Origin of the sequence: Qipengyuania proteolytica (genome assembly GCF_019711565.1) — a bacterium.
In the GTDB taxonomy this organism is placed as follows: domain Bacteria; phylum Pseudomonadota; class Alphaproteobacteria; order Sphingomonadales; family Sphingomonadaceae; genus Qipengyuania; species Qipengyuania proteolytica.
This window is the reverse complement of the sequence record NZ_JAIGNN010000001.1, coordinates 1,689,168-1,709,453: the sequence shown is the minus strand read 5'-3', so window position 1 is coordinate 1,709,453 and position 20,286 is coordinate 1,689,168. Positions and strand designations below refer to the sequence as shown.

General features: G+C 65.3%; 22 protein-coding genes. 6 read left to right on the top strand and 16 right to left on the bottom strand.

All coding sequences use genetic code 11. From position 1 onward, the window contains the following. Positions 1–7: 7 nt before the first annotated feature. Genes K3172_RS08275 through K3172_RS08265 form a run of 3 tightly spaced genes read right to left on the bottom strand, consistent with a single transcriptional unit; the run spans position 8 to position 2,878 of the window. Positions 8–886, bottom strand: coding sequence for a tyrosine recombinase (locus tag K3172_RS08275; RefSeq protein WP_221588673.1), 879 nt, complete (start codon positions 884–886; stop codon positions 8–10). A gap of 1 nt (position 887) precedes the next feature. Beyond that, entirely contained in the window at positions 888–2,720 is a 1,833-nt protein-coding gene (locus tag K3172_RS08270; protein WP_221588671.1) for a hypothetical protein, read from the bottom strand. Further along, positions 2,717–2,878, bottom strand: coding sequence for a hypothetical protein (locus K3172_RS08265; protein WP_221589165.1), 162 nt, complete (start codon positions 2,876–2,878; stop codon positions 2,717–2,719). The genes K3172_RS08270 and K3172_RS08265 overlap by 4 nt, the downstream gene beginning before the upstream one ends. Before the next feature lie 48 nt (positions 2,879–2,926). On the opposite strand from K3172_RS08265, the gene K3172_RS08260 reads away from it, so the two are divergent. The 4 genes from K3172_RS08260 to K3172_RS08245 are packed head-to-tail and all read left to right on the top strand — an operon-like array spanning position 2,927 to position 5,899. Beyond that, on the top strand, positions 2,927–3,493 hold the full coding sequence (locus tag K3172_RS08260; protein ID WP_221588669.1) for a shikimate kinase: 567 nt from the start codon (positions 2,927–2,929) through the stop codon (positions 3,491–3,493). Then, entirely contained in the window at positions 3,484–4,605 is a 1,122-nt protein-coding gene (gene aroB, locus K3172_RS08255) for a 3-dehydroquinate synthase (protein ID WP_221588667.1), read from the top strand. Before K3172_RS08260 ends, aroB begins: the two co-directional genes overlap by 10 nt. A 32-nt stretch (positions 4,606–4,637) precedes the next feature. Beyond that, positions 4,638–5,408 (top strand): cyclase family protein, encoded by a 771-nt coding sequence (locus K3172_RS08250; protein WP_221588665.1) that lies wholly within the window; start codon positions 4,638–4,640, stop codon positions 5,406–5,408. A gap of 2 nt (positions 5,409–5,410) precedes the next feature. Next, on the top strand, positions 5,411–5,899 hold the full coding sequence (locus tag K3172_RS08245; protein ID WP_221588663.1) for a GNAT family N-acetyltransferase: 489 nt from the start codon (positions 5,411–5,413) through the stop codon (positions 5,897–5,899). Here the strand turns inward: K3172_RS08245 and K3172_RS08240 are convergent. The 12 genes from K3172_RS08240 to K3172_RS08185 form a co-directional block, all read right to left on the bottom strand. After that, positions 5,880–6,137 (bottom strand): hypothetical protein, encoded by a 258-nt coding sequence (locus K3172_RS08240; RefSeq protein ID WP_221588661.1) that lies wholly within the window; start codon positions 6,135–6,137, stop codon positions 5,880–5,882. The two genes, K3172_RS08245 and K3172_RS08240, sit on opposite strands and share 20 nt — an antisense overlap. 182 nt (positions 6,138–6,319) lie before the next feature. Continuing rightward, a complete protein-coding gene (locus tag K3172_RS08235; protein ID WP_221588659.1) occupies positions 6,320–8,341 on the bottom strand; it encodes an acetyl-CoA carboxylase biotin carboxylase subunit in 2,022 nt (673 codons plus the stop codon). After that, positions 8,341–8,754, bottom strand: a complete 414-nt coding sequence (locus K3172_RS08230) for a lysozyme inhibitor LprI family protein (protein WP_247717969.1) — start codon at positions 8,752–8,754, stop codon at positions 8,341–8,343. The genes K3172_RS08235 and K3172_RS08230 overlap by 1 nt, the downstream gene beginning before the upstream one ends. A 74-nt stretch (positions 8,755–8,828) precedes the next feature. Beyond that, the gene (locus tag K3172_RS08225) at positions 8,829–9,275 is read right to left on the bottom strand and encodes a hypothetical protein (protein ID WP_221588655.1); all 447 of its coding nucleotides are present in this window, start codon (positions 9,273–9,275) and stop codon (positions 8,829–8,831) included. Positions 9,276–9,405: 130 nt separating this feature from the next. After that, positions 9,406–10,203, bottom strand: a complete 798-nt coding sequence (locus K3172_RS08220) for a heme-dependent oxidative N-demethylase family protein (RefSeq protein WP_221588653.1) — start codon at positions 10,201–10,203, stop codon at positions 9,406–9,408. Continuing rightward, complete coding sequence (gene bioB / locus K3172_RS08215; RefSeq protein ID WP_221588651.1) at positions 10,200–11,210, bottom strand: biotin synthase BioB; 1,011 nt, start codon at positions 11,208–11,210, stop codon at positions 10,200–10,202. The genes K3172_RS08220 and bioB overlap by 4 nt, the downstream gene beginning before the upstream one ends. A gap of 229 nt (positions 11,211–11,439) precedes the next feature. After that, positions 11,440–13,599 carry a methylmalonyl-CoA mutase gene (scpA, locus tag K3172_RS08210; RefSeq protein WP_221588649.1) on the bottom strand — a complete coding sequence of 720 codons (2,160 nt, stop codon included), beginning with the start codon at positions 13,597–13,599 and terminating at the stop codon, positions 11,440–11,442. A gap of 8 nt (positions 13,600–13,607) precedes the next feature. Continuing rightward, a complete protein-coding gene (locus K3172_RS08205; RefSeq protein WP_221588647.1) occupies positions 13,608–14,219 on the bottom strand; it encodes a glutathione S-transferase family protein in 612 nt (203 codons plus the stop codon). Positions 14,220–14,242: 23 nt separating this feature from the next. Then, the gene (gene mce, locus K3172_RS08200; RefSeq protein WP_221588645.1) at positions 14,243–14,692 is read right to left on the bottom strand and encodes a methylmalonyl-CoA epimerase; all 450 of its coding nucleotides are present in this window, start codon (positions 14,690–14,692) and stop codon (positions 14,243–14,245) included. Then, a complete protein-coding gene (locus K3172_RS08195; RefSeq protein ID WP_221588642.1) occupies positions 14,693–15,010 on the bottom strand; it encodes a hypothetical protein in 318 nt (105 codons plus the stop codon). After that, the gene (locus K3172_RS08190) at positions 15,007–16,539 is read right to left on the bottom strand and encodes an acyl-CoA carboxylase subunit beta (protein ID WP_221588640.1); all 1,533 of its coding nucleotides are present in this window, start codon (positions 16,537–16,539) and stop codon (positions 15,007–15,009) included. Before K3172_RS08190 ends, K3172_RS08195 begins: the two co-directional genes overlap by 4 nt. A gap of 54 nt (positions 16,540–16,593) precedes the next feature. Then, positions 16,594–17,331, bottom strand: coding sequence for a TlyA family RNA methyltransferase (locus tag K3172_RS08185; RefSeq protein ID WP_221588638.1), 738 nt, complete (start codon positions 17,329–17,331; stop codon positions 16,594–16,596). 34 nt (positions 17,332–17,365) lie between these two features. On the opposite strand from K3172_RS08185, the gene K3172_RS08180 reads away from it, so the two are divergent. Both K3172_RS08180 and K3172_RS08175 read left to right on the top strand, forming a co-directional pair. Next, positions 17,366–17,929: a hypothetical protein gene (locus K3172_RS08180; protein WP_221588636.1), complete on the top strand. Its 564-nt coding sequence runs from the start codon at positions 17,366–17,368 to the stop codon at positions 17,927–17,929. 392 nt (positions 17,930–18,321) lie between these two features. Next, positions 18,322–19,398, top strand: coding sequence for a branched-chain amino acid aminotransferase (locus K3172_RS08175; RefSeq protein ID WP_221588635.1), 1,077 nt, complete (start codon positions 18,322–18,324; stop codon positions 19,396–19,398). Here K3172_RS08175 and K3172_RS08170 read toward each other — a convergent pair whose 3' ends face one another. After that, positions 19,399–20,286 carry a DMT family transporter gene (locus K3172_RS08170; RefSeq protein WP_221588633.1) on the bottom strand — a complete coding sequence of 296 codons (888 nt, stop codon included), beginning with the start codon at positions 20,284–20,286 and terminating at the stop codon, positions 19,399–19,401.

Sequence of the window (20,286 nt, the reverse complement as noted above, 5' to 3'; positions counted from 1 at the left end):
CGCCGCGCTAGTCCGATGTGCGCCGCTGCGCAAGCGGGTGCCGCTCGTTAACCAGCTTCACGAGCCGCGCTGCATCGACATGCGTGTAGATCTGCGTGGTCGAGATATCCGCATGTCCGAGCAGGGTCTGGAGTGCACGCAGGTCTGCCCCGCCCTCCAGCAAGTGCGTCGCGAAGGCGTGGCGCAGCACATGCGGGCTGAGCTTTTCGGGCGGCAGGCCGGCTCGCACCGCAAGCGCCTTGATCAGCTGGAACAGACGGATGCGCGAGATATGCCCCTTGCGCGAGGGGAAGAGCCAGGGCGACCCGAACTCGCGCAGCGCCAGCCAGCATCCGAGCGCCCTGCCGGCGCGCTTGCTGACCGGGACCATGCGTGCCTGCCCGCCCTTGCCGGTAACGGTAAGAAACGGCGCATCGCGCGGCACGGCGGAGACCGGCAAGGACACAAGCTCGGTCGCGCGCAGGCCCGAACCGTAGAGCATTTCGAGCAGCACCAACATGCGAACCGCCGCGGGAGACTCGCCAGCGGCCTCCTCCTCTGCCCGCTGGAAGAGTGCTTCGATCTCTGCATGGGACAGGATTTTCGGCAGCGGACGGCGCGTTGCCGGGCGCGGCAAGGCGTGGGTCGGATCGTCCTCGCGCATACCTTCGTCGACGAGGAAACCGAAGAACTGCCGCAGCGACGAGGTCTTGCGAGCGAGCGTCGCGGGCGCGAGCGAGGCCCAGCCTTGTGCCAGCTTCGCCAGCTGCGCGGGGCTCGCATCGGCGAGACGGCCCGAAACCATCTCCTCCGCCTGTTCGAGATCGCGCCCGTAGGCTAAAATCGTGTTGCGCGCCGCGCCGCGCTCGGCAGCGAGCATGGCGAGGAAATCGTCGATGGCGCTCACGTCAGGCGCGCGCGACCGCCTCCGCGGCGATCATCCGGGCTTCTGCCTCGAGCCCCACCCGGCGCAGGGCGGAGACGATGTGGAACAGGTGGCGAGCGGTCATGCGGTCCCAGCTGTCGCCCTGCATGCCAAGGCCGGCCAGCATCGCGACCAGCGTCGGGTTGCCGACATCCGCCGCCGCGTCGATCGCCCGGGTCCAGCGGGTTTCCCCGCCGAGGCTGACCGAAAGGCGCTGGCTGTATTCGGCGATATCGCCCTGTCCCACGCGGTCGAGGCCGGCCAGTCCGGCGAGCAGCATGCGCGACTTGCGCTGGCCGGACGACGTGTCGTCATCGACGAAACTGTCGAGCTCCCCATCGGTGACGGCCTCCTGGCGCGTGGGCGCAGCCAGGGCCAGCAGCGCCCAGCCGAGGCTGCCTTCGTCCACGACGCCTGCCCAGCGCAGCGCATCGCGGTCGAGACCGGCGGCCAGCATCGAGGCGATCAGTTCGCCCGCGTCACTGGCGAATGCCTCGTCTGCGGGGAGACGCGCTGCGGCGAAAGCGGTCATCACCATGCGGCCATAGACATAGTCGCCCGCCCCACCCCACACGTCGCGGATCGCGGCGAGACGCGAGGCCGGATCGGTCCCGACATAGGCTTCGCGCAACCGCGATGCACGCAGGCTCGCGTCGCTGTCATCCGCACCGTCGGCGAAAATCTGGCTGTAGAGATCGACCATGGCGGCCGAGGAGTAAATGCCGCTCTGTCCCGCAACATCTGCGTGACCTACCCGTTCCAGCGGTCCCAATGCCGGGGTCAGCGCCGCGCTCTTGAGCAGGTCCGGGCCGAGGTCGTCCGAGAGATTTTCCGGCAGGGGCTCGCCAAGCGCGTTCGCCATTGCAAACCGCCACGGCGTCACGCTGTCGACATCGTCCCATTCGATCGTAACGGCACGGCGACCGGAGCCCGCAGCACCGGCAAAGCGCTGCGCCAGGAGCACGTCGATCGGCTCGCCCTGCCCGCGCGACTGGAGGCGGCGCAAGTCGTTCAGCGCCCGCGTCTCTTCTCCTGCATAGGCGTTGCAGATCCCGGCCAGCATCTGCCACTCGACATCGTCGCGTCCGGTCCGCACCAGCCGCACGGCGGGGCATGCGCCGACGATATCCGCTGTGCCGATGTAGGCGTCGATCGCGGCATTGGTCAGTTCGGGGGAGTAGTTCGCGGTATCGATGTCCTGCACCAGCGCCCGCGCGACGGCATGTTCGCCCATGGCATTGAGCGCGCGCACTCGCAGGGTGGCGAACTCGACCGGGTCCATCCCCTCGGGAGCCGCGAGCCGGCTGGCCAGCGTACGGCGCAGGAGAATGTGACCCCAGCGGGAGACCATCGGCGCCTTGGTCCCGGCCAGCGCGGCGCGGACCAGCGCGGCAGGCTGTTTCGCGAGCGATTTTGCGGGCAGACCACCTTCGCTGGCAGCGAGCACGCCCGCCCGTTCCATCGAACGGCGCGCGGCGGGCGGAATATCGAATTTCGGCTTGAGCCCGAGCAACTCGTCGAGCTCGTCGGTCGACATGTTTTCGATCTCCCTGAGGGTCGGGAGATTTGCAAGGTCGAAGCCGCCGCTGGTCGGTGCAGGCTGCTCTCCGCTCGGGAGCGGCTGCACGATTTCGCCTGCGGCGTTGGGCGCGGGCGCACCCGTGGCCGAAGGTGCCGGTGCGGCCTGCGTCGGGCTCGGCGCGGGGGCCGGATTGTCGAATCCCGGCGGCAGCAGGTCTTCGGGCGCCGACTGCGCGAGCACGAGGGACGAGGACAGCGCGAGCGCGGCGCCGCCGATCAGCCAGCCAGCCTTCATCGGGCGCTTCCCGGCAGCTCGATCGCCTGTTCGATCGGATGCACGGGTTCTTCCCCACCATCGATCCACGCGACGATGCACAGCGCCACAATCGCCAGTGCCGCGATGCCTCCGATCCGCCTTCCGCTCATGGCCAAGTTTTTCGCGTCCCGTTCCAAGTGCTGATACCTTGCCCGCGCCCTAGCCCATGTCTAGGCACGGCGGCAATGACTGACGCGCTTGTCATGACCGATGCGGAGATTGCAGGCCTGGCCAACCGGCTCGACCGGCCCGTGGTGCTGGTCGGCCTGATGGGGGTGGGCAAGTCCACCGTCGGTCGCAAGCTGGCAGGCTTGCTGGGCAAGGACTTCGTCGATGCCGACGACGAGATCGAACGCGCCGCCCAGCGCAGCATCGCGGAAATCTTCGAAGCCCATGGAGAAGCCTATTTTCGCGAGGGCGAACGGCGGGTGATCGCCCGTTTGATGGAGGAGCGCCACGGCGTGATCGCCACTGGAGGCGGGGCCTTCGTCGATCCCGAAACGCGCGCACTTATCATCGCACAGGGGCTCGCGGTCTGGCTCGACTGCGACATCGACACGCTGGTCGAACGCACGAGCCGCCGCAACACGCGCCCGTTGTTGCGCCAGGGCGATCCGCGCGAAATCCTGACCAATCTCAAGGACCAGCGCGGCGGCGCCTATGCGCAGGCGCAACTGCATGTGGTCACTAACGACGGCCCACACCAGGACGCCGCGATGCGCATTCTGGAGGCAATCGACGCATGGCTGTGATCCCGGTCGAACTGGCAGGCAGGAGCTACGAAGTCCTCGTCGGCAACGGCCTTCTGAACGACGCCATCGTGCAGGCGCGCGACTTCATCGAACCCTATCATGGGCGCAAGGTGCCAGTCGTGGCCGATCGCAATGCGCTCGAACACCATGGCGAGCGGCTGGCACATTCGCTGGCTTCGGACGGGTTCGGCATCGAGTGGTACGTTGTCGAGCCGGGCGAGGCAGCGAAGAGCTGGACCGGTCTGCAGGACCTGGTCGACTGGATGCTCGCCCTCGGCCTGACGCGCGGCGACCATGTCTTCGCATTGGGCGGCGGGGTCGTGGGCGACCTGACCGGCTTCGCCTGTTCGATCATGAAGCGCGGCTGCGGTTTCGTGCAATTGCCCACCACGCTGCTGGCGCAGGTGGACAGTTCGGTGGGCGGAAAGACGGCGATCAACACCGCAGCGGGAAAGAACCTCGTCGGCGCTTTTCACCAGCCCTCGCTGGTGCTGGCAGATCTCGACGCGCTGGCCACGCTGCCGCCGCGCGAATTGCGCGCAGGCTATGCCGAGGTGCTGAAGTACGGCGTGCTGGGCGATGCGGACTTCTTCGACTGGCTTGAAGAGCATGGCGAGGCGGTGCTCGGCCTGCAGGACGCTGAACTGGAGCGCGCCGTGGCGAACAGCGTGGCTGCCAAGGCGCGGATCGTCGCCGAGGACGAGCGCGAGACCACCGGCAAGCGGGCCCTGCTCAACCTCGGGCACACGTTCGGCCATGCGCTCGAGGCCGAGACGGGCTTCTCCGACCGCCTGCTGCATGGCGAGGGTGTTGCGCTCGGCATGGTGCTCGCCGCGCGCTATTCCGCGCGGCGCGGGCAAATCAGCGAAGCGGAGGCCTCTCGCGTGACCCGCGCGATCGACGCGACGGGGCTGCCCGCAGAGATTTCGGCGCTGGGCCTCGACTGCGACGGCAAGGCACTGGTCGCGCACATGCTCCAGGACAAGAAGATGGACGCGAGCGGCACCCTGCCCTTCATCCTGCTGCGCAGCATCGGTGCAGCATATGTCGACCGCGAGGTGGCGCTGGACGATGTCGCCGCCTTCCTCGACGAGCAATTGCAGGCGCATTGACCGGCGCAAGGCCCGCGCGCATGTTTCGGGGCATGACGCGCTACATCGACCTTTCCATCCCCATCACCAACGACGTCGTCTCCGACCCCGAGGTGATGCGACCGAAGATCCAGTACATGACCCACGAGAGCACGTGGGAGCAGATCGCGATGTTCTTCCCCGGACTCGAGAAGGACGACCTGCCCGATGGCGAAGGCTGGGCGGTCGAGATGCTCGAACTCTCGACCCACAACGGCACCCACATGGACGCGCCGTGGCATTACCACTCGACCACCGACAGCGGCGCCAGCCCCGCGCCGAGCATCGACGAGGCACCGCTCGACCGGTTCTTCCGTCCGGGCGTGAAGCTCGATTTCTCGCACCTGCCCCACGGCCATGTCGTGAACGGGGCGGAGGTCGAGGAAGCGTTCGAGCGGATCGGCTACGAGGTGCAGCCGCTCGATATCGTGCTGGTACAATCGGGCGCGGTATATGGGACCGAGAATTTCACCGACCAGGGCGTCGGTCTCGGTGCAGAGGCGACACTGTGGCTGACAGAGCGCGGCGTGGAGGTGGTCGGCACCGATGCCTGGAGCTGGGACGCTCCCTTCAGCCACACGGCGAAGCGCTGGGCCGAAAGGCGCGATCCAGCGATCATCTGGGAGGGCCACAAGGCGGGCCGCATCCGCCCCTATTACCAGATCGAGAAGCTCACCAACCTTGCCGCCCTGCCCAACCACGGTTTCACCGTCAGCTGCTTCCCGGTAAAGATCGAGCGCGCCAGCGCAGGCTGGATTCGCGCAGTGGCGATGGTGGAGGAGTGACAATGCGCATCGAGCCGGCCATCCTGTCGGATCCCGCCGTGCAGGCCATGATCGCGTTCCACCAGCAGGACATGGAAGAGATGTCGCCGCCGGGCACCAGCTTCGCGCTCGACCTGTCGGGGCTTTCCGGGCCCGAGGTCACGGTGCTCGGGGCATGGCTGGGCGAGGAGCTGGCCGCGATCGGCGCGATTAAGCGGCTCGGGCCGGACCATGCGGAACTGAAATCGATGCGCACCCGCCCCGAGCATCTCGGCAAGGGACTCGCCAAGGCGGTCCTCGAGGAACTGATCGCGCTAGCCCGGTCCGAGGGGATCGCGCAGCTAAGCCTCGAAACCGGGACGACTGCAGAATTCGAACCGGCCATCCGGCTTTATTCCAAGTACGGCTTTGCGCGTGGCGAGTCCTTCGCCAGCTACGTCAACGGGCCGGACAACCAGTGCTATCACCTCGATCTGTCGGCAGAATGCCCGATCAGCTCGCCAGCGGCTTGAGCCGGGTCACCTTGCCCGCCCCCACAGGCTGGTAATCGGCCATCATCTGGTCGTGTTCGGCAAAGAGCCGTTCGATCTCCGGTCGCCGGTCGAGCAACATCTGCGCAATGCCGGGCGCAAGGCTGTCGCCCTCGCCGATCTTGCCGAGAATGCCTGCGAGGTCCGCGATCGTCGCGTCCTCCGGGGTCTTGTGATAATTGCCCCGGGTATCGAAGAACCCTGTTCCCCTGTGTGCCATGCGTAATACTCCTGTGCGTGGTGCTGCAGAAGCGACTCGAAGGCCTACAATATCTCCGGCTAGGCGATTCGTTTAAAGTCCGTTCACCATGATTTCGGCGGATCGTCTCGAAATCGCACGATCAGCTATTCGCGACGGCGCAAAAATTGCGCTGGCGATTGGTTAAACGTGCGCGCGGCTTTCTATTCGAGTTCGAGGATCACCGCATCGACGGCCAGGCTTTCGCCCTCGCCCGCGTTGATCTTGCTCACCACGGCCTGCTTTTCGGCGCGCAGGATGTTCTCCATCTTCATCGCCTCCACCGTCGCGAGCGGCTGGCCCGGCTGGACTTCCTCGCCCTCGGCCACATGCAGTTTCACAAGCAGGCCGGGCATCGGGCAGATGAGCAACTTGGAAAGGTCGGGCGGCACCTTTTCGATCATGTGACCGGCCAGGTGGGCGATGCGCGTCTGGAGGATCCGCAGGTCATGCGTCGCGCCGCGCGTGGTGATGGCATAGCCCATGCGGGTGGGCTTGAGCTGCAGCGTCAGGGCCTCGCCTTCCGCTTCGAGGTCGAGCATCGCCTCGCCCGGCGTATATTCCATGTCGAGGTCGACCGGCTCGCCATCGACCGTGATCGCCTCTTCTTCGAGCACCACGTGATAGTCGGTCTCGCCGATCCGCACGGTCCAGTCGCCCGGCGCGTAGAAATCGCCGTCGAGCTGCTGGTCGATGCGCCGCGCGCGATCGGCATCGGCGGTCGCGATGACGCCGCCAACCGCCGCCAGCACGCGCTTGAGATCGTCCGAAGCTGCCGCGCCCTCGAAACCGTCGGGATACTCCTCGGCGATGAAGCCGGTGGTCAGTTCGCCCGAGCGGAAACGCGGGTGCTGCATGATCGCGCTGAGGAAATCGACATTGTGGCCGAGCCCCTCGATGCGGAAGGCGTCGAGCGCCTGCACCTGCAGGTCTGCCGCCTCGTCGCGCGTTTCGCCCCAGGTGACCAGCTTGGCGATCATCGGGTCGTAGAACATCGACACCTCGCCGCCTTCGAACACGCCGTCATCGACACGCACGCCATCGACGCCGCGCCGTCCGTTCTCCGCCCCGTCGTCGGCCCAGGGCTCGACCGGCGGCTGGTAGCGTACCAGACGCCCCGTGGACGGCAGGAAGCCGCGATAGGGATCCTCGGCATAGACGCGGTTCTCGATCGCCCAGCCGTCAATCTTTACGTCGTCCTGCGTCATGGCGAGCTTTTCACCCGCTGCCACGCGGATCATCTGCTCGACGAGGTCGACGCCGGTGATCGCTTCAGTGACCGGGTGCTCGACTTGAAGGCGGGTATTCATTTCGAGAAAGTAGAAGCTCTCGCCCGTCGGGTCCGCGCCGCTGACGATCAGTTCGACCGTGCCCGCGCTGTGATAGTTCACCGCCTTCGACAGCGCGACACACTGGTCGCCCATGGCCTTGCGCATCTTGGGTGTGACGAAGGGCGACGGCGCTTCCTCGACCACCTTCTGGTGGCGGCGCTGGATGCTGCACTCGCGCTCGTTGAGGTAGATCACGTTGCCGTGCATGTCGCCGAGGATCTGGATCTCGATATGGCGCGGGTTCTCGATGAACTTCTCGATGAAGACGCGATCGTCACCGAAGGAGTTGAGGCCCTCGCGCTTGGTCGCCTCGAAGCCCTCGCGCACGTCCTTTTCGGAGTAAGCGAGGCGCATGCCCTTGCCGCCGCCTCCGGCGCTGGCCTTCATCATCACCGGGTAGCCGATATCGTTGCTGATCTCGACCGCATGTTCGGTATCGCGGATTTCGCCCACGAAGCCGGGAACGACATTCACCCCCGCTTCCTTCGCCAGCTTCTTGGACTCGATCTTGTCGCCCATCGCCGCGATGGCGTTAACCGGCGGCCCGATGAAGGCGATGCCTTCCTTCTCCAGCGCCTCGACGAAGCTCGCGCGTTCGGAAAGGAAGCCGTAGCCCGGGTGCACCGCCTCGGCGCCGGTCTGCTTGGCAGCGGCGATGATCTTGTCCGCGATCAGATAGCTCTCGGCTGCAGGAGCGGGCCCGATATGGACCGCCTCGTCCGCCATGCGCACGAAGGGCGCGCGGGCATCGGCATCGGAATAGACCGCCACCGTCCGGATGCCCATCCGGCGCGCGGTCTTGATCACGCGGCAGGCGATTTCGCCGCGATTGGCGATGAGGATTTTCGTGAACATCAGTTGGGGTTCTCCGCCAGTTGGCGCAATCGTTCGGTTCTGTCTTTTGTCAGGCCGGCGAGGCAGAAACTGACCAGCATCGGCTCCATCGATCCGCCTCGTGCCCAATAGCCTTCGGTGACGCAATGGGCATCGCGATAGGCCAGCCAGGCGCGCTGCGCGGCCAGCAGGGCATCGAAATGGCCGGGCCTGCCGTCATCGGGGGCAAAACCGTCCTCGTCCAGCGCGCGCATCTTCGCGGCGGTTACTTTCCACTGGGCGTTCAGCGCCTTGTCCGCATCAAGGAATTCGTGATGCGCGCAAATGTTGAGATCGCTCTGGATGCCCTGGTCGGCGCGTTGCTGGTTGCATGCGGGGTATTCGCTCGCGGAGGCTTGTGCGGCCATGGCGAGTATGATCGTCGATAGAAACAAGAAGACCTCCGCCGGGCGCATGCAAGACCGTTTGCAAGCCTATGCCGCCCCGGCGGAGGTTCTTCAAGCGGCACTCAATAGGTGGAATGCGCGTGCCCGACGTAGCTTGTCTGCGCCTGGATCAGGGAATCGAACTCCTCGACGATCTTCATTGCGGCGTCCTCACTGCCGGCCAGCTTCACCATCTGCGCCATCCAGGCGATATCGTCCGGAGAGGTTGCCCAGGTCATGTCGTTCGGGCCACCCGCCATCGGGAAGACGTAGACCGCATCCCATTCGCCCGTATCGAAGTGGATACCGTGGATGCCGCTGTCGCGGCCCGACATGTTGTCGGCCTTGGCGAAATAGTTCTCGATGATCTCCATGGCGCGGGCGCGCTTGCCCTGCTTGAACTTCGTCAGGACCACCCTTGCCCAGGTGACCCCCTCCATACGTTCGGGCGTTGCGGCTTGCTGCGCGACGGCCGGCGTCGTCGGCACGGCCAGTCCCAGTGCGACTGCGGCGAGTATAAGCTTCTTCATCAGTCCTCTCCCATCGAAGGAATGCGACCCTGAGAAGCGATCCGGATTTTCTTGATGCTGTTGTCCCCCAGCGACGGGCAAGACACGCCCTTTGACCGCGCGTGTCAAGCGCGCCAGGTAACCCGCTGATCTAGCGGCGGTCTTCCGCAAAACGAACGAGCGCCTCGGCATAGGCGCCCGCGCCGCGGCGTTCGCCCTCGCCGTCGAGCAGGCCGCGCATCGCATTGGCGAGCCGCTCGATGTTGGCGGGCGACAAAGACCCCAGCGGCGCGACGTAGATGCCGATGGTGAAGAGGATCGCGCCGGTCTCGGGCAGGCGGCGCAGCGTCTGGCGTTCGGAGCGCACGAACAATGTCTCGCCCGCGTTCTGCGGCGTGACGTGGGCGAAGGCCTGCTCGGGCGGCTGCGCCACCCAGCGGCGAAGGCCGGTGGCGGCAATGAACCAGTTGCATCGCCCGTAGATCGCGCCGGGCTTCAGCTTGGCCATGAAGTGATCGACCCCGCTGGCGAGCTGCTCCTCATAACCCTGGATCGGCGCATGGAGCGCGCGCAGGGGCAGGCCCAGCTTGTCGGCGGGCGTCCAGTCGGACGGCCACGCAACGGCCGCGCCGACGAGGCGGTATTGCTCGTCGCCCGGGCGCGCCGAGCCCGGCAGGGTCAGGAGGCACATGTCCTCGTGATGGGCCCGCGCCGCTTCCGGCAGGCCACCCGACCGTCCGAGCATGGCCGCGAGCTCCGCGCCGGGCGCTTCGCCTTCACGCACTTGCTGGATGCCCTCGGGATAGACTGCGAAACCGGCCGCTCGCGCGGCCAGGTCGGGTTCGGGCTGGAGCCACTCGCTCTCGTCCAGTTTGGCGAGCCCCATCTTGAGCACCCCGCCCCCGCGCGCCTTGGGCAGCAACGCATCGACGGAGAAGCCGAGGGTCACTCGGCAGGCTCCGCCACCTTGCACGCCCGCATCGGTTCTTCCTGCGCCAGCGCCGTCAGCCCCAGCTTCGCGAACAGCGCCGCGTCGCTGTCGTCACCCGCATTGGGAGCGGTCAGCAGCTTGTCGCCGGTGAAGATCGAGTTCGCGCCAGCGAGGAAGCAAAGCGCCTGCGTGGCCTCGCTCATGCTCTCGCGGCCTGCGGAGAGGCGGACCATGCTCATCGGCATGCAAATGCGCGCCACCGCCACTGTGCGGACGAACTCGATGTCGTCGATCTTGGCGAGCGGTGTGTCGGCCAGCATGTCGCCCAGCACCGTGCCCTTGACCGGCACCAGCGCGTTGACCGGAACGCTTTCGGGATGGCGTTCGAGCGTGGCGAGCGTGTGGACGAAGCCCACCCGGTCATCACGCGTTTCGCCCATGCCGACGATCCCGCCGCTACACACATTGATGCCCGCATCGCGCACGTTTTGCAGCGTGTCGAGCCGGTCCTGGTAATTGCGGGTCGAGATCACGCGCTCGTAATATTCGGGTCCCGTATCGACATTGTGGTTGTAGTAGTCGAGCCCCGCCTCTTTCAGCATGTCCGCCTGCTTCGGCGTCAGCATGCCGAGCGTCATGCAGGTCTCCAGCCCCATCGCGCGCACGCCCTTCACGATCTCGACGATCGCGGGCATGTCGCGGTCCTTGGGATTACGCCACGCCGCGCCCATGCAGAAACGCTGCGAGCCTGCATCCTTCGCCTGCGCCGCGCGCTGGAGGACGGATTGCACCTCCATCAGCTTGGTCGCCTCGACCCCGCTGTCAGCCTTCACCGACTGCGAGCAATAACCGCAATCCTCCGGACACCCGCCGGTCTTGATCGATAGCAGCGTGCAGAGCTGGATCTGCTCGGGCGGATGGAACTCGCGGTGGACCGTGGCGGCTTGGAACAGGAGTTCGGTAAAGGGAAGGTCGAACAGCCCAGCGATTTCTTCGCGGGTCCAGTCGGTGCGGATTTGTGTCAATCTTTGTCTCGCATGATGAATTTGGTCAAAAAGTAGCCGCCGATCACTGCAATTATCAGAGACCCTGGAAACATGGCGAGGCGGACTGAATCTGGAAGGCAGTCATCCGAAGCGCAATCGCTAATCGCTGCCAACATGGCAAAGTAGAAAACGCAGAATCCCGCTCCGAGTAGGTAAGCAAGACAGCCGATTTTCTGCCAGACGCTCAGCGAAGGTTGATCGCCAAAACTCACTCCGCCGCCTCGTCGAGATCCTCCCCCGCAGGCGGCATGTTGTGGCCGAGCAGCCGCAGCACGTCCGCTGCGCATTCGACCACGTTGCTGCCCGGGCCGTAGATGCCCTGCACCCCGGCATCGCGCAGGAAGTCGTAATCCTTCTGCGGGATCACGCCGCCGGCGATGACCTTGATGTCGCTGCGACCCGCTTCCTTCAGCAGGGTGATGAGTTCGGGAATGAGCGTCTTGTGACCCGCCGCAAGGCTGCTCGCGCCGATGGCGTCGACGTCGTTCTCCAGCGCCATGTCGCGGGTTTCCTCCGGCGTCTGGAACAGCGGGCCGGAGACGACCTCGAAGCCCATGTCGGAGAAGGCGGAGGCGATCACGTTGGCGCCGCGGTCGTGGCCGTCCTGACCCATCTTGGCGACCATCAGCTTCGGCGCGCGACCCAGGCGGCGCTCGACCGCCTTCACGCCCTCGACCACCTGACGGTAGCGGGTGTCGTCCGAGTAGGCTTCGGAATACACGCCGCGCACGGGCTTGGGCATGGTGTCGTAGCGACCATAGGCGTCTTCCATCGCCTGGCTGATTTCGCCCAGCGTCGCATTATGGCGCGCAGCCTCGACAGCCAGTGCGAGGAGATTACCCTCGCGCTGCGCCGCCCCGCGCGCCAGGGCATCGAGCGCTGCCTTGCAGGCCAAGTCGTCGCGGCCCTCGCGCACGGCCTTGAGGCGGGCGATCTGGCTTTGGCGAACGGCGTGGTTGTCGATGTCGAGCGTCTCGATATCGGCCTCTTCGGGCAGGCGGTATTTGTTCACGCCGACGATGACCGTCTCGCCCTTGTCGACGCTGGCCTGCTTGGCCGCTGCGGCTTCTTCGATCTGCGCCTTGGGCTTGCCGGTGGCGACATAGGCGGTCATCCCGCCCGCTGCATCGACCTCCTCGAGCAGCTTCTGTGCCTCCTCGATCAGCGCAGCGGTGAGGCTTTCGATGTAGTAACTGCCGCCCAAGGGATCAGCGACCTTGGTGACGCCCGTCTCTTCCTGGATCACCAGCTGCGTGTTGCGCGCGATGCGGGCGGAGAAGTCGGTCGGCAGCGCGATCGCCTCGTCCAGCGCATTGGTGTGGAGCGACTGCGTGCCGCCCAGCACCGCCGCCATCGCCTCGATCGTGGTGCGGATGACGTTGTTGTAGGGGTCCTGCTCCTGCAAGCTCACGCCGCTCGTCTGGCAGTGCGTGCGCAGCATCTTCGACTTGGGGTTCTTCGCCCCCAGCCCGTCCATCACGTCGTGCCACAGCGCACGCGCGGCGCGCATCTTGGCGATCTCCATGAAGAAGTTCATGCCGATGCCCCAGAAGAAGGACAGGCGCGGCGCGAAGGCGTCGATGTCGAGCCCCGCTTCCATCGCGCGCTTGGCGTATTCCTTGCCGTCGGCGATGGTGAAGGCGAGTTCCTGCACCGCCGTCGCCCCTGCTTCGTGCATGTGGTAGCCCGAGATCGAAATGCTGTTGAATTTCGGCATGTTGGCCGAGGTATATGCGATAATGTCGGAGACGATCCGCATGCTCGGCTCGGGCGGGTAGATATAGGTGTTGCGGACCATGAACTCCTTGAGGATGTCGTTCTGGATGGTCCCGGCGAGCTTGTCCTGCGAGACGCCCTGCCGCTCCGCCGCAACGATGTAAAACGCCATGACGGGGATCACCGCCCCGTTCATCGTCATCGACACACTCATCTCGTCGAGCGGGATCTGGTCGAACAGGATTTCCATGTCGCGCACGGTGTCGATCGCGACGCCCGCCTTGCCGACATCGCCGACGACGCGCGGGTGGTCGCTGTCATAGCCGCGGTGCGTGGCGAGGTCGAAAGCGACACTCAGCCCCTTCTGTCCCGCAGCAAGGTTGCGGCGGTAGAAGGCGTTGGATTCCTCGGCAGTCGAGAAGCCCGCATACTGGCGGATGGTCCACGGACGGCCGGTGTACATCGAGGCATAGGGCCCGCGCGTAAACGGCGCGATGCCCGGGACGCCCGGGTCGAGGTCCGCCGTATCCTCGCTGGTGTAGAGCGGCTTCACGGCAATCCCCTCGGGCGTCTGCCAGGTCAGGTCGCGGCCCTTGACCTCCTTTTCGGCAAGGGGTTTCCAGTCGTCATAGGTCGGGGTCTTGTCGGTCATGGTCGCACTCAGGCTTTTGCACTCGGGCGGGCGGACACGCGCTCGTGCCAGCCGCGCAGGTTTTCGCACTCCTCTGGCATGCCGCAGCCGACGAACTCGGCGAAATCGGCTGTCGTCAGCAGGAGGATGTCGGCCGCGCTATAGGCCGACCCGGCGAGGAAGTCGCGGTCCGCCAGCGACCGGTCGAAGAAGCGGAAGGCATCGGCGACGCGCGGGCGGTTGGCTTCGCCCCAATCGGCATTGCGACCGGGCAGCGCGGCGGTGAAGGGATGCGTGTGGACCCAGACCGCGCCGATCGGCGGCATCGCGATCATTTCGACGCGGCGGCTCCACATCTCGATCTCGGCGATTTCGAGCGGCGTGGTGCCGAACAGCGGCGGCTCAGGGTGCAGAGCTTCGAGATAACGCATGATCGCCACGCTCTCGGCAATCACAGTGCCATCGTCGAGCTCGAGGATCGGCGTCTGCCCGCGCGGGTTCTTGGCGACGTATTCTGGCGCCTTCTGCTCGCGCTTGGGGATCGAGACTTCTTGGCTGGGCAGGTCGATGCCCTTCTCCGCCGCAAGGATGCGCACGCGGCGCGGATTGGGCGCCGGGTTCGGGCTGTCGTAGAATAGCATCGCGGTCCTCTCTCCCGCGCCGGTCAGTTCGACCAGTGCGCGTCGTCCTTGGGCGTTTCCATGATCTCGGTCAGCTGGCCCATCATGTCCTTGGGGTGGAGGAAGAAGATCGGCGTGCCATGCGCGCCGATGCGCGTGGGGCCGAGGATGCGCTTGCCCAGCCCTTCGAACCAGCTACGCGCTTCCTCGATATCGTCGACCTCGTAGCACAGGTGATGCTGCGCGCCGACAGGGTTCTTCTCGAGGAACTTGGCGATGGGGCTGTCCACGCCGAGCGGCTCGATCAGCTCGATTTGCGTGCCGTGGGTCCCGTTCTCGCCGGGCGTGTCGACGAAGCAGACCTTCACCCCCTGCGCCTCCAGATCGAAGGGCTTGTGGAACGAGGTCGCGCCCATGACATCGCGGTAATAGCGCACCGATTCCTCGATCGAGGGCGTGGCGACGCCGATATGGTTGAGACGGCCGAGTTTCATCTATTCACCTGCCTGTTCGAGCATGACATAATTTTGGAACGCTACACCGGCGGCACAAATGGCCATGAACGCAATCGAAAACCAGCCGGCAGTTCCCGAGAGCGCTTCGGTCTTGAGGCGCGGCCCGAAGCCTGCTTTTCGGAGGCCGCTATACAGCGCGATAGGTCCCAAAATCAGCGCCAAAAAATACCCGCGATAAGTTCGCCAAGTTTGCGGCACTGGTTCGCCTTGAAGTGTGACACCAACCCGCCACAACATCACACTTGCAGCAATGCCGAGCAACACCGCCGCTAGGAGAGATCGCTTCTCAGTAGTCACAACGGAATATTATCATGCTTCTTCCACGGGTTCTCGAGCTGCTTGGTCCGCAGCTTCCTTAGCCCCAGCGCGATCCGCCGCCGCGTGGAGTGCGGGTAGATCACCTCGTCGATATAGCCGCGCTGCGCCGCCACGAAGGGGTTGGCGAAGCGATCTTCGTATTCCTTGGTCTTCTCGGCGATCTTGTCGGGATCGTCGCGGTCCTGGCGGAAAATGATCTCCACCGCACCCTTCGCGCCCATCACGGCGATTTCGGCGGTGGGCCAGGCGTAGTTGAGGTCACCGCGCAGGTGCTTGGAGGCCATCACGTCGTAAGCTCCGCCATAGGCCTTGCGGGTGATCACAGTAATCTTGGGCACGGTCGCCTCGGCATAGGCAAACAGCAGCTTGGCCCCGTGCTTGATGATGCCGCCCAGCTCCTGCGCCGTGCCGGGCAGGAAGCCGGGCACGTCGACGAAGGTCAGGATCGGAATTTCGAAAGCGTCGCAGAACCGTACGAAGCGCGCGGCTTTCTTTGATGAATTGATGTCGAGCACGCCGGCGAGCACCATGGGCTGGTTCGCCACCACGCCGACCGTGCGCCCCTCCACCCGGCCGAAGCCGCAGATGATATTGGCGGCGTGGTTCGGCTGGATCTCGAAGAAGTCGCCCTCGTCCAGCGTCTTACGAATGACTTCATGCATGTCGTAAGGCTGGTTGGCGTTGTCGGGGATCAGCGTGTCGAGGCTCGGCTCCTCGCGGTCCCAGGCGTCGGCAGTGGGCCGCTCGGGCACTGCCTCGCGGTTCGACAGCGGGAGGTAGTCGAAGAAATTGCGCGTCGCGAGCAGCGTCTCGATGTCGTTCTCGAAGCTGTTGTCGGCGACGGAGGTCTTGGTGGTGTGCGTCTTCGCCCCGCCCAGTTCTTCCTGCGTAACGACCTCGTTGGTCACCGTCTTCACCACGTCGGGGCCGGTGACGAACATGTAGGAGCTGTCCTCCACCATGAAGATGAAGTCGGTCATCGCAGGCGAGTACACCGCGCCGCCCGCGCACGGCCCCATGATGAGGCTGATCTGCGGCACGACGCCTGATGCCAGCACATTGCGCTGGAACACCTCGGCATAGCCGCCCAATGAGGCGACACCTTCCTGGATGCGCGCGCCGCCCGAATCGTTGAGGCCAATCACGGGAGCGCCGACCTTCATCGCAGTGTCCATCACCTTGCAGATCTTCTCCGCATGGCGCTTGGAGAGCGAGCCGCCGAAGACGGTGAAATCCTGGGAGAAAACATAGACGAGGCGGCCGTTGATCGTGCCGCTGCCGGTGACCACCCCGTCACCCGGAATGCGCTGCTCGGCCATGCCGAAATCGACGCAGTCGTGCTCGACGTAGCGGTCGAGCTCCTCGAAGCTGCCTTCGTCGAGCAGCACGTCGAGCCGTTCGCGCGCGGTGAGCTTGCCCTTGGCATGCTGCGCGTCGATCCGCTTTTGCCCGCCGCCCATGCGGGCAGCTTCGCGGCGGCGTTCCATTTCGGCGATGTTGGCGCTCATGCTCTCTCCGTGGACTCTCTCGGCCAAGCGCCTAGAGCGGCGGCAACCGCAGCGTCAATGACGCAGCGCACTTATCAGGAATTCGACATTGCCTTCCGGCCCTGTGATCGGGCTCCGGGCAATGCCCTGAACCTCGAACCCAAGGCCTTCGACCCATTCGCGCACCTCGTCGCAAACGCGTTGGTGGAGCGCCGGATCGCTCACCACGCCTTTCTTGCCGACCTCGTCGCGGCCGACTTCGAACTGCGGTTTGATCAATGCGACCAGCCGGCATTGCGGTTGAGCCAATTGTAGAGGCCTTTCGAGCACCTTTGCGAGGCTGATGAAGCTCGCATCGCACACGACCCAGGTGACCGGGCGGTCGATCATTTCGGGCGTCAGGATGCGCGCGCTCGTCTGTTCGAGCACCGTGACGCGAGGGTCCTGCCGCAGCTTCCAGGCGAGCTGGTTGGTGCCGGAATCGACCGCGAAGACATGCTCCGCCCCGCCCTGCAGCAGGACATCGGTGAAACCTCCGGTCGAACTGCCGATATCCATGGCGATGATGCCTTGCGGGTCGAGCCCGAAGTGCTCGATCGCATGGGCGAGTTTGATTCCCCCTCGCGAAACCCAAGGATGGTCGCGCCCGCGCACCTCTAGCGGCGCGTCATCCGCCAACTGCTGGCCCGGCTTGGCGAGCTTCTGTTCGCCCGAGAACACCAGCCCCGCCATCACCAGCGCCTGCGCCCGCGTGCGGCTCTCGACGAGCCCGCGGTCCACCAGCATCTGATCCAGGCGCTTCTTCTTAGGCATTGGAAAGAAAGCGCCTAGCGGGCATTGAGAGCATATGAAACCGATCTTCGCCCATGCAGCCGGCGCCTTGGCGCTGACCTTCGCCATCGCCGCTTGCGTACCGGCGCCCGATTCGACGCCCGCTCCCGGACCGGTCGCGACAACGGCTCCTGCTCCCAGCGCCACCCCGGCCCCTACCCCGCCGCCTGCCGAAGCGAACTGGATCGACCGGCCGCAAACCACCGGCACGTGGCGTATAAGCGGAAGCCAGGCGGCCTTCGTGGAGCGCGACAGTCAGGGTGGCACCACCCCGCCAAGCATTCCGCTTTTTATCATGGAATGCCGCAACAACGCCGTGCGCCTGATGACGCAAGTGCCGCGCAGCGATTCGCGGACGATGATAATTCGGACCGAAACCGCCTCCCGCTCGCTGGCGCTATCGCCGGTGCCCGGAGGCGCGCAACCAGTCTTCGCCTTTGCAGACCTTCAGCCACGCGATCCCCTGCTCGACGCAATGGCCCTGACCCGGGGCCGCTTTGCGGTGGAAGTGCCGGGCGGAAGATCGCTTTATCTGCCCAACTGGGCGGAGGTCACTCGGGTCATCGAGGACTGCCGTTAGAAATGAAAAAGGCCCGCGCAAATCTGCCGGGCCACATCTAACAATTCTGACGTGGGAAAACTTTTTTTCAAGCCTTGAAATGAAGCGATTCGCGCAACAAATTAGCATCAAGATCAGCGGCGAACGCGGTCTTGGGGCCCCGTGAAACGGGCTTCTAGCTCACTAGCGCGAAAGGAGGTGATCCGATGTCTCATGGTTCAGCAGAGAGGTCGGCAAGTTTCCGCGCGAGGTACTATCGGTAACCAGCTATCGATAGAGACTTCGTGAGCGGCACTTCCCGCCGCTGACCATGCGAAGGGCAGCATCACCCAAGGGTGGCGCTGCCCTTCTCATTTTGGGCGAGATAGCACGCCTGTCTTGCGAAAGCGCGCTGCGCACATTACCCGCGCGGCATGGAATTCCAGCACATCACGCACCCCTCGCCGATCGCCGACGCCGAGCGCGAGGCGATCCTCGCCAATCCTGGCTTCGGCACGCATTTCACCGATCACATGGTCTCGATCGAGTGGACCGAGAACGCTGGCTGGCACGATGCCAAGGTCGGCCCGCGTCAGCCGATCCAGCTCGATCCGGCAGCGGCGGTGCTGCACTATGCGCAGGAAATCTTCGAAGGCCTCAAAGCCTATCGCCATGCCGACGGCACGATCGCGCTGTTCCGTCCGGAAGAAAATGCGAAGCGGCTGAACAAGTCGGCTGACCGGCTGGCGATGCCCAACCTGCCCGAAGGGCTATTCATCGAGGCGATCCGCCAGCTGATCGCGGTGGACAAGGCCTGGGTACCCTCCGCGGAAGGCGCCTCGCTCTACCTGCGGCCCTTCATGATCGCGACCGAGGCCTTCCTCGGAGTGCGCCCCGCCAAGCGTTACAAGTTCATGCTGATCGCGGGTCCGGCGGGCAATTACTTCAAGTCCGGGGCGCCTGCGGTGAGCATCTGGATTTCGGACTACACGCGCGCTGCACCCGGCGGCACCGGCGCGGCGAAATGCGGCGGCAATTACGCCGCCAGCCTGGTCCCGACGCGCGAGGCTTTCGCGCGCGGACACGACCAGGTGCTGTTCCTCGATGCGGTCGAGCACAAATGGGTCGAGGAACTGGGCGGCATGAACCTGTTCTTCGTGTTCGACGACGGCAAAGTCGTCACCCCGCCGCTGACCGGCACGATCCTGCCCGGCATCACCCGCGCGAGCCTGATCCAGCTGCTGCGCGAAGAAGGCCTCGACGTGCGCGAGGAACCCTACAGCATCGACCAGTGGCGCGCCGACGCGGAAAGCGGCCACCTGCTCGAGACGATGGCCTGCGGCACGGCGGCAGTCGTGACCCCGGTCGGCAAGGTGGCGGGCGAGGATGGCGAATTCACCATCGGCAGCGGCGGCCCGGGCCAGCTCACCAGCAAGATTCGCGAGCGCCTGACCGGCATCCAGCGCGGCGAGCTTGCCGATACGCACAGCTGGGTGATGACGATCGGCTGATCAGAATCGCGTCCGCACCAGGAACCAGCGCGTGAAAGTGGCGCTTGGCCGCAGCACGATGATCGCAACGCCCACGAGTGCAACTGCTCCGCCGATCAGCAGCCTCGGGCCGATGGCATCGCCGGTCAGCAGGGCACCGAAGGCGATGGTCAGGATCGGTGTCAGCAAGGTCAGTGGAACGATCTGGTTCGCATCGTGATCCTGTAACAGCCGGAAATAGGCAGTGTGCGCGCCGATCGACACGACGATCGAGGCGAAGAACAGGCAGGCCGCGAGTTCGAGCGGTGCGGCAATCAGGGCAGCACCCTGGTCCTGCTCCATCAACACGGTCAGCGGTAGCAGAGCGAGGACCGACGCGACCGCCGCCCAGGCCTGAAGCCGGATCGAAGTCACATCGATCCGCTTGACGAACACCGAACCGAGCGCGCCGACCACCGCGCCGGCGAACACAAGGAGCAGGCCCGGCCCCGTCTCCAGCTGGCTCTCCCCGACCATCGCGAACAGGACGCCCCCGAAGGCGAGCGCAATGCCCAGACCGCGGCGCCAGCGCACCCGCTCGCCGAGAAAGATGATCGCGAATAGCACCGTCATCGGCGCGCCGCTGAGGCTCACCACGCCCGCGGCACTCGGGCTCGCTGTCTGCAACCCCATGAACAGCAGGGCGAAGGACCCGCCGCTGATCGCAAGCCCGATCAGCATCACCTTGCCGAGCTCCGCCGGGATCGGCCGGAGAAGAGGGATCAGGGCGAGCGCCACGATCACCGACCGCAAGAGTGCGTAGGCGAGCGGCGGCATACCGAGATCGCCCACCGCCACCTTGCTGACCACCACGTTCAAGGCCCACACGATGTTGCAGAACATCATGATGGCAAGACTGCGTAGGCTCAT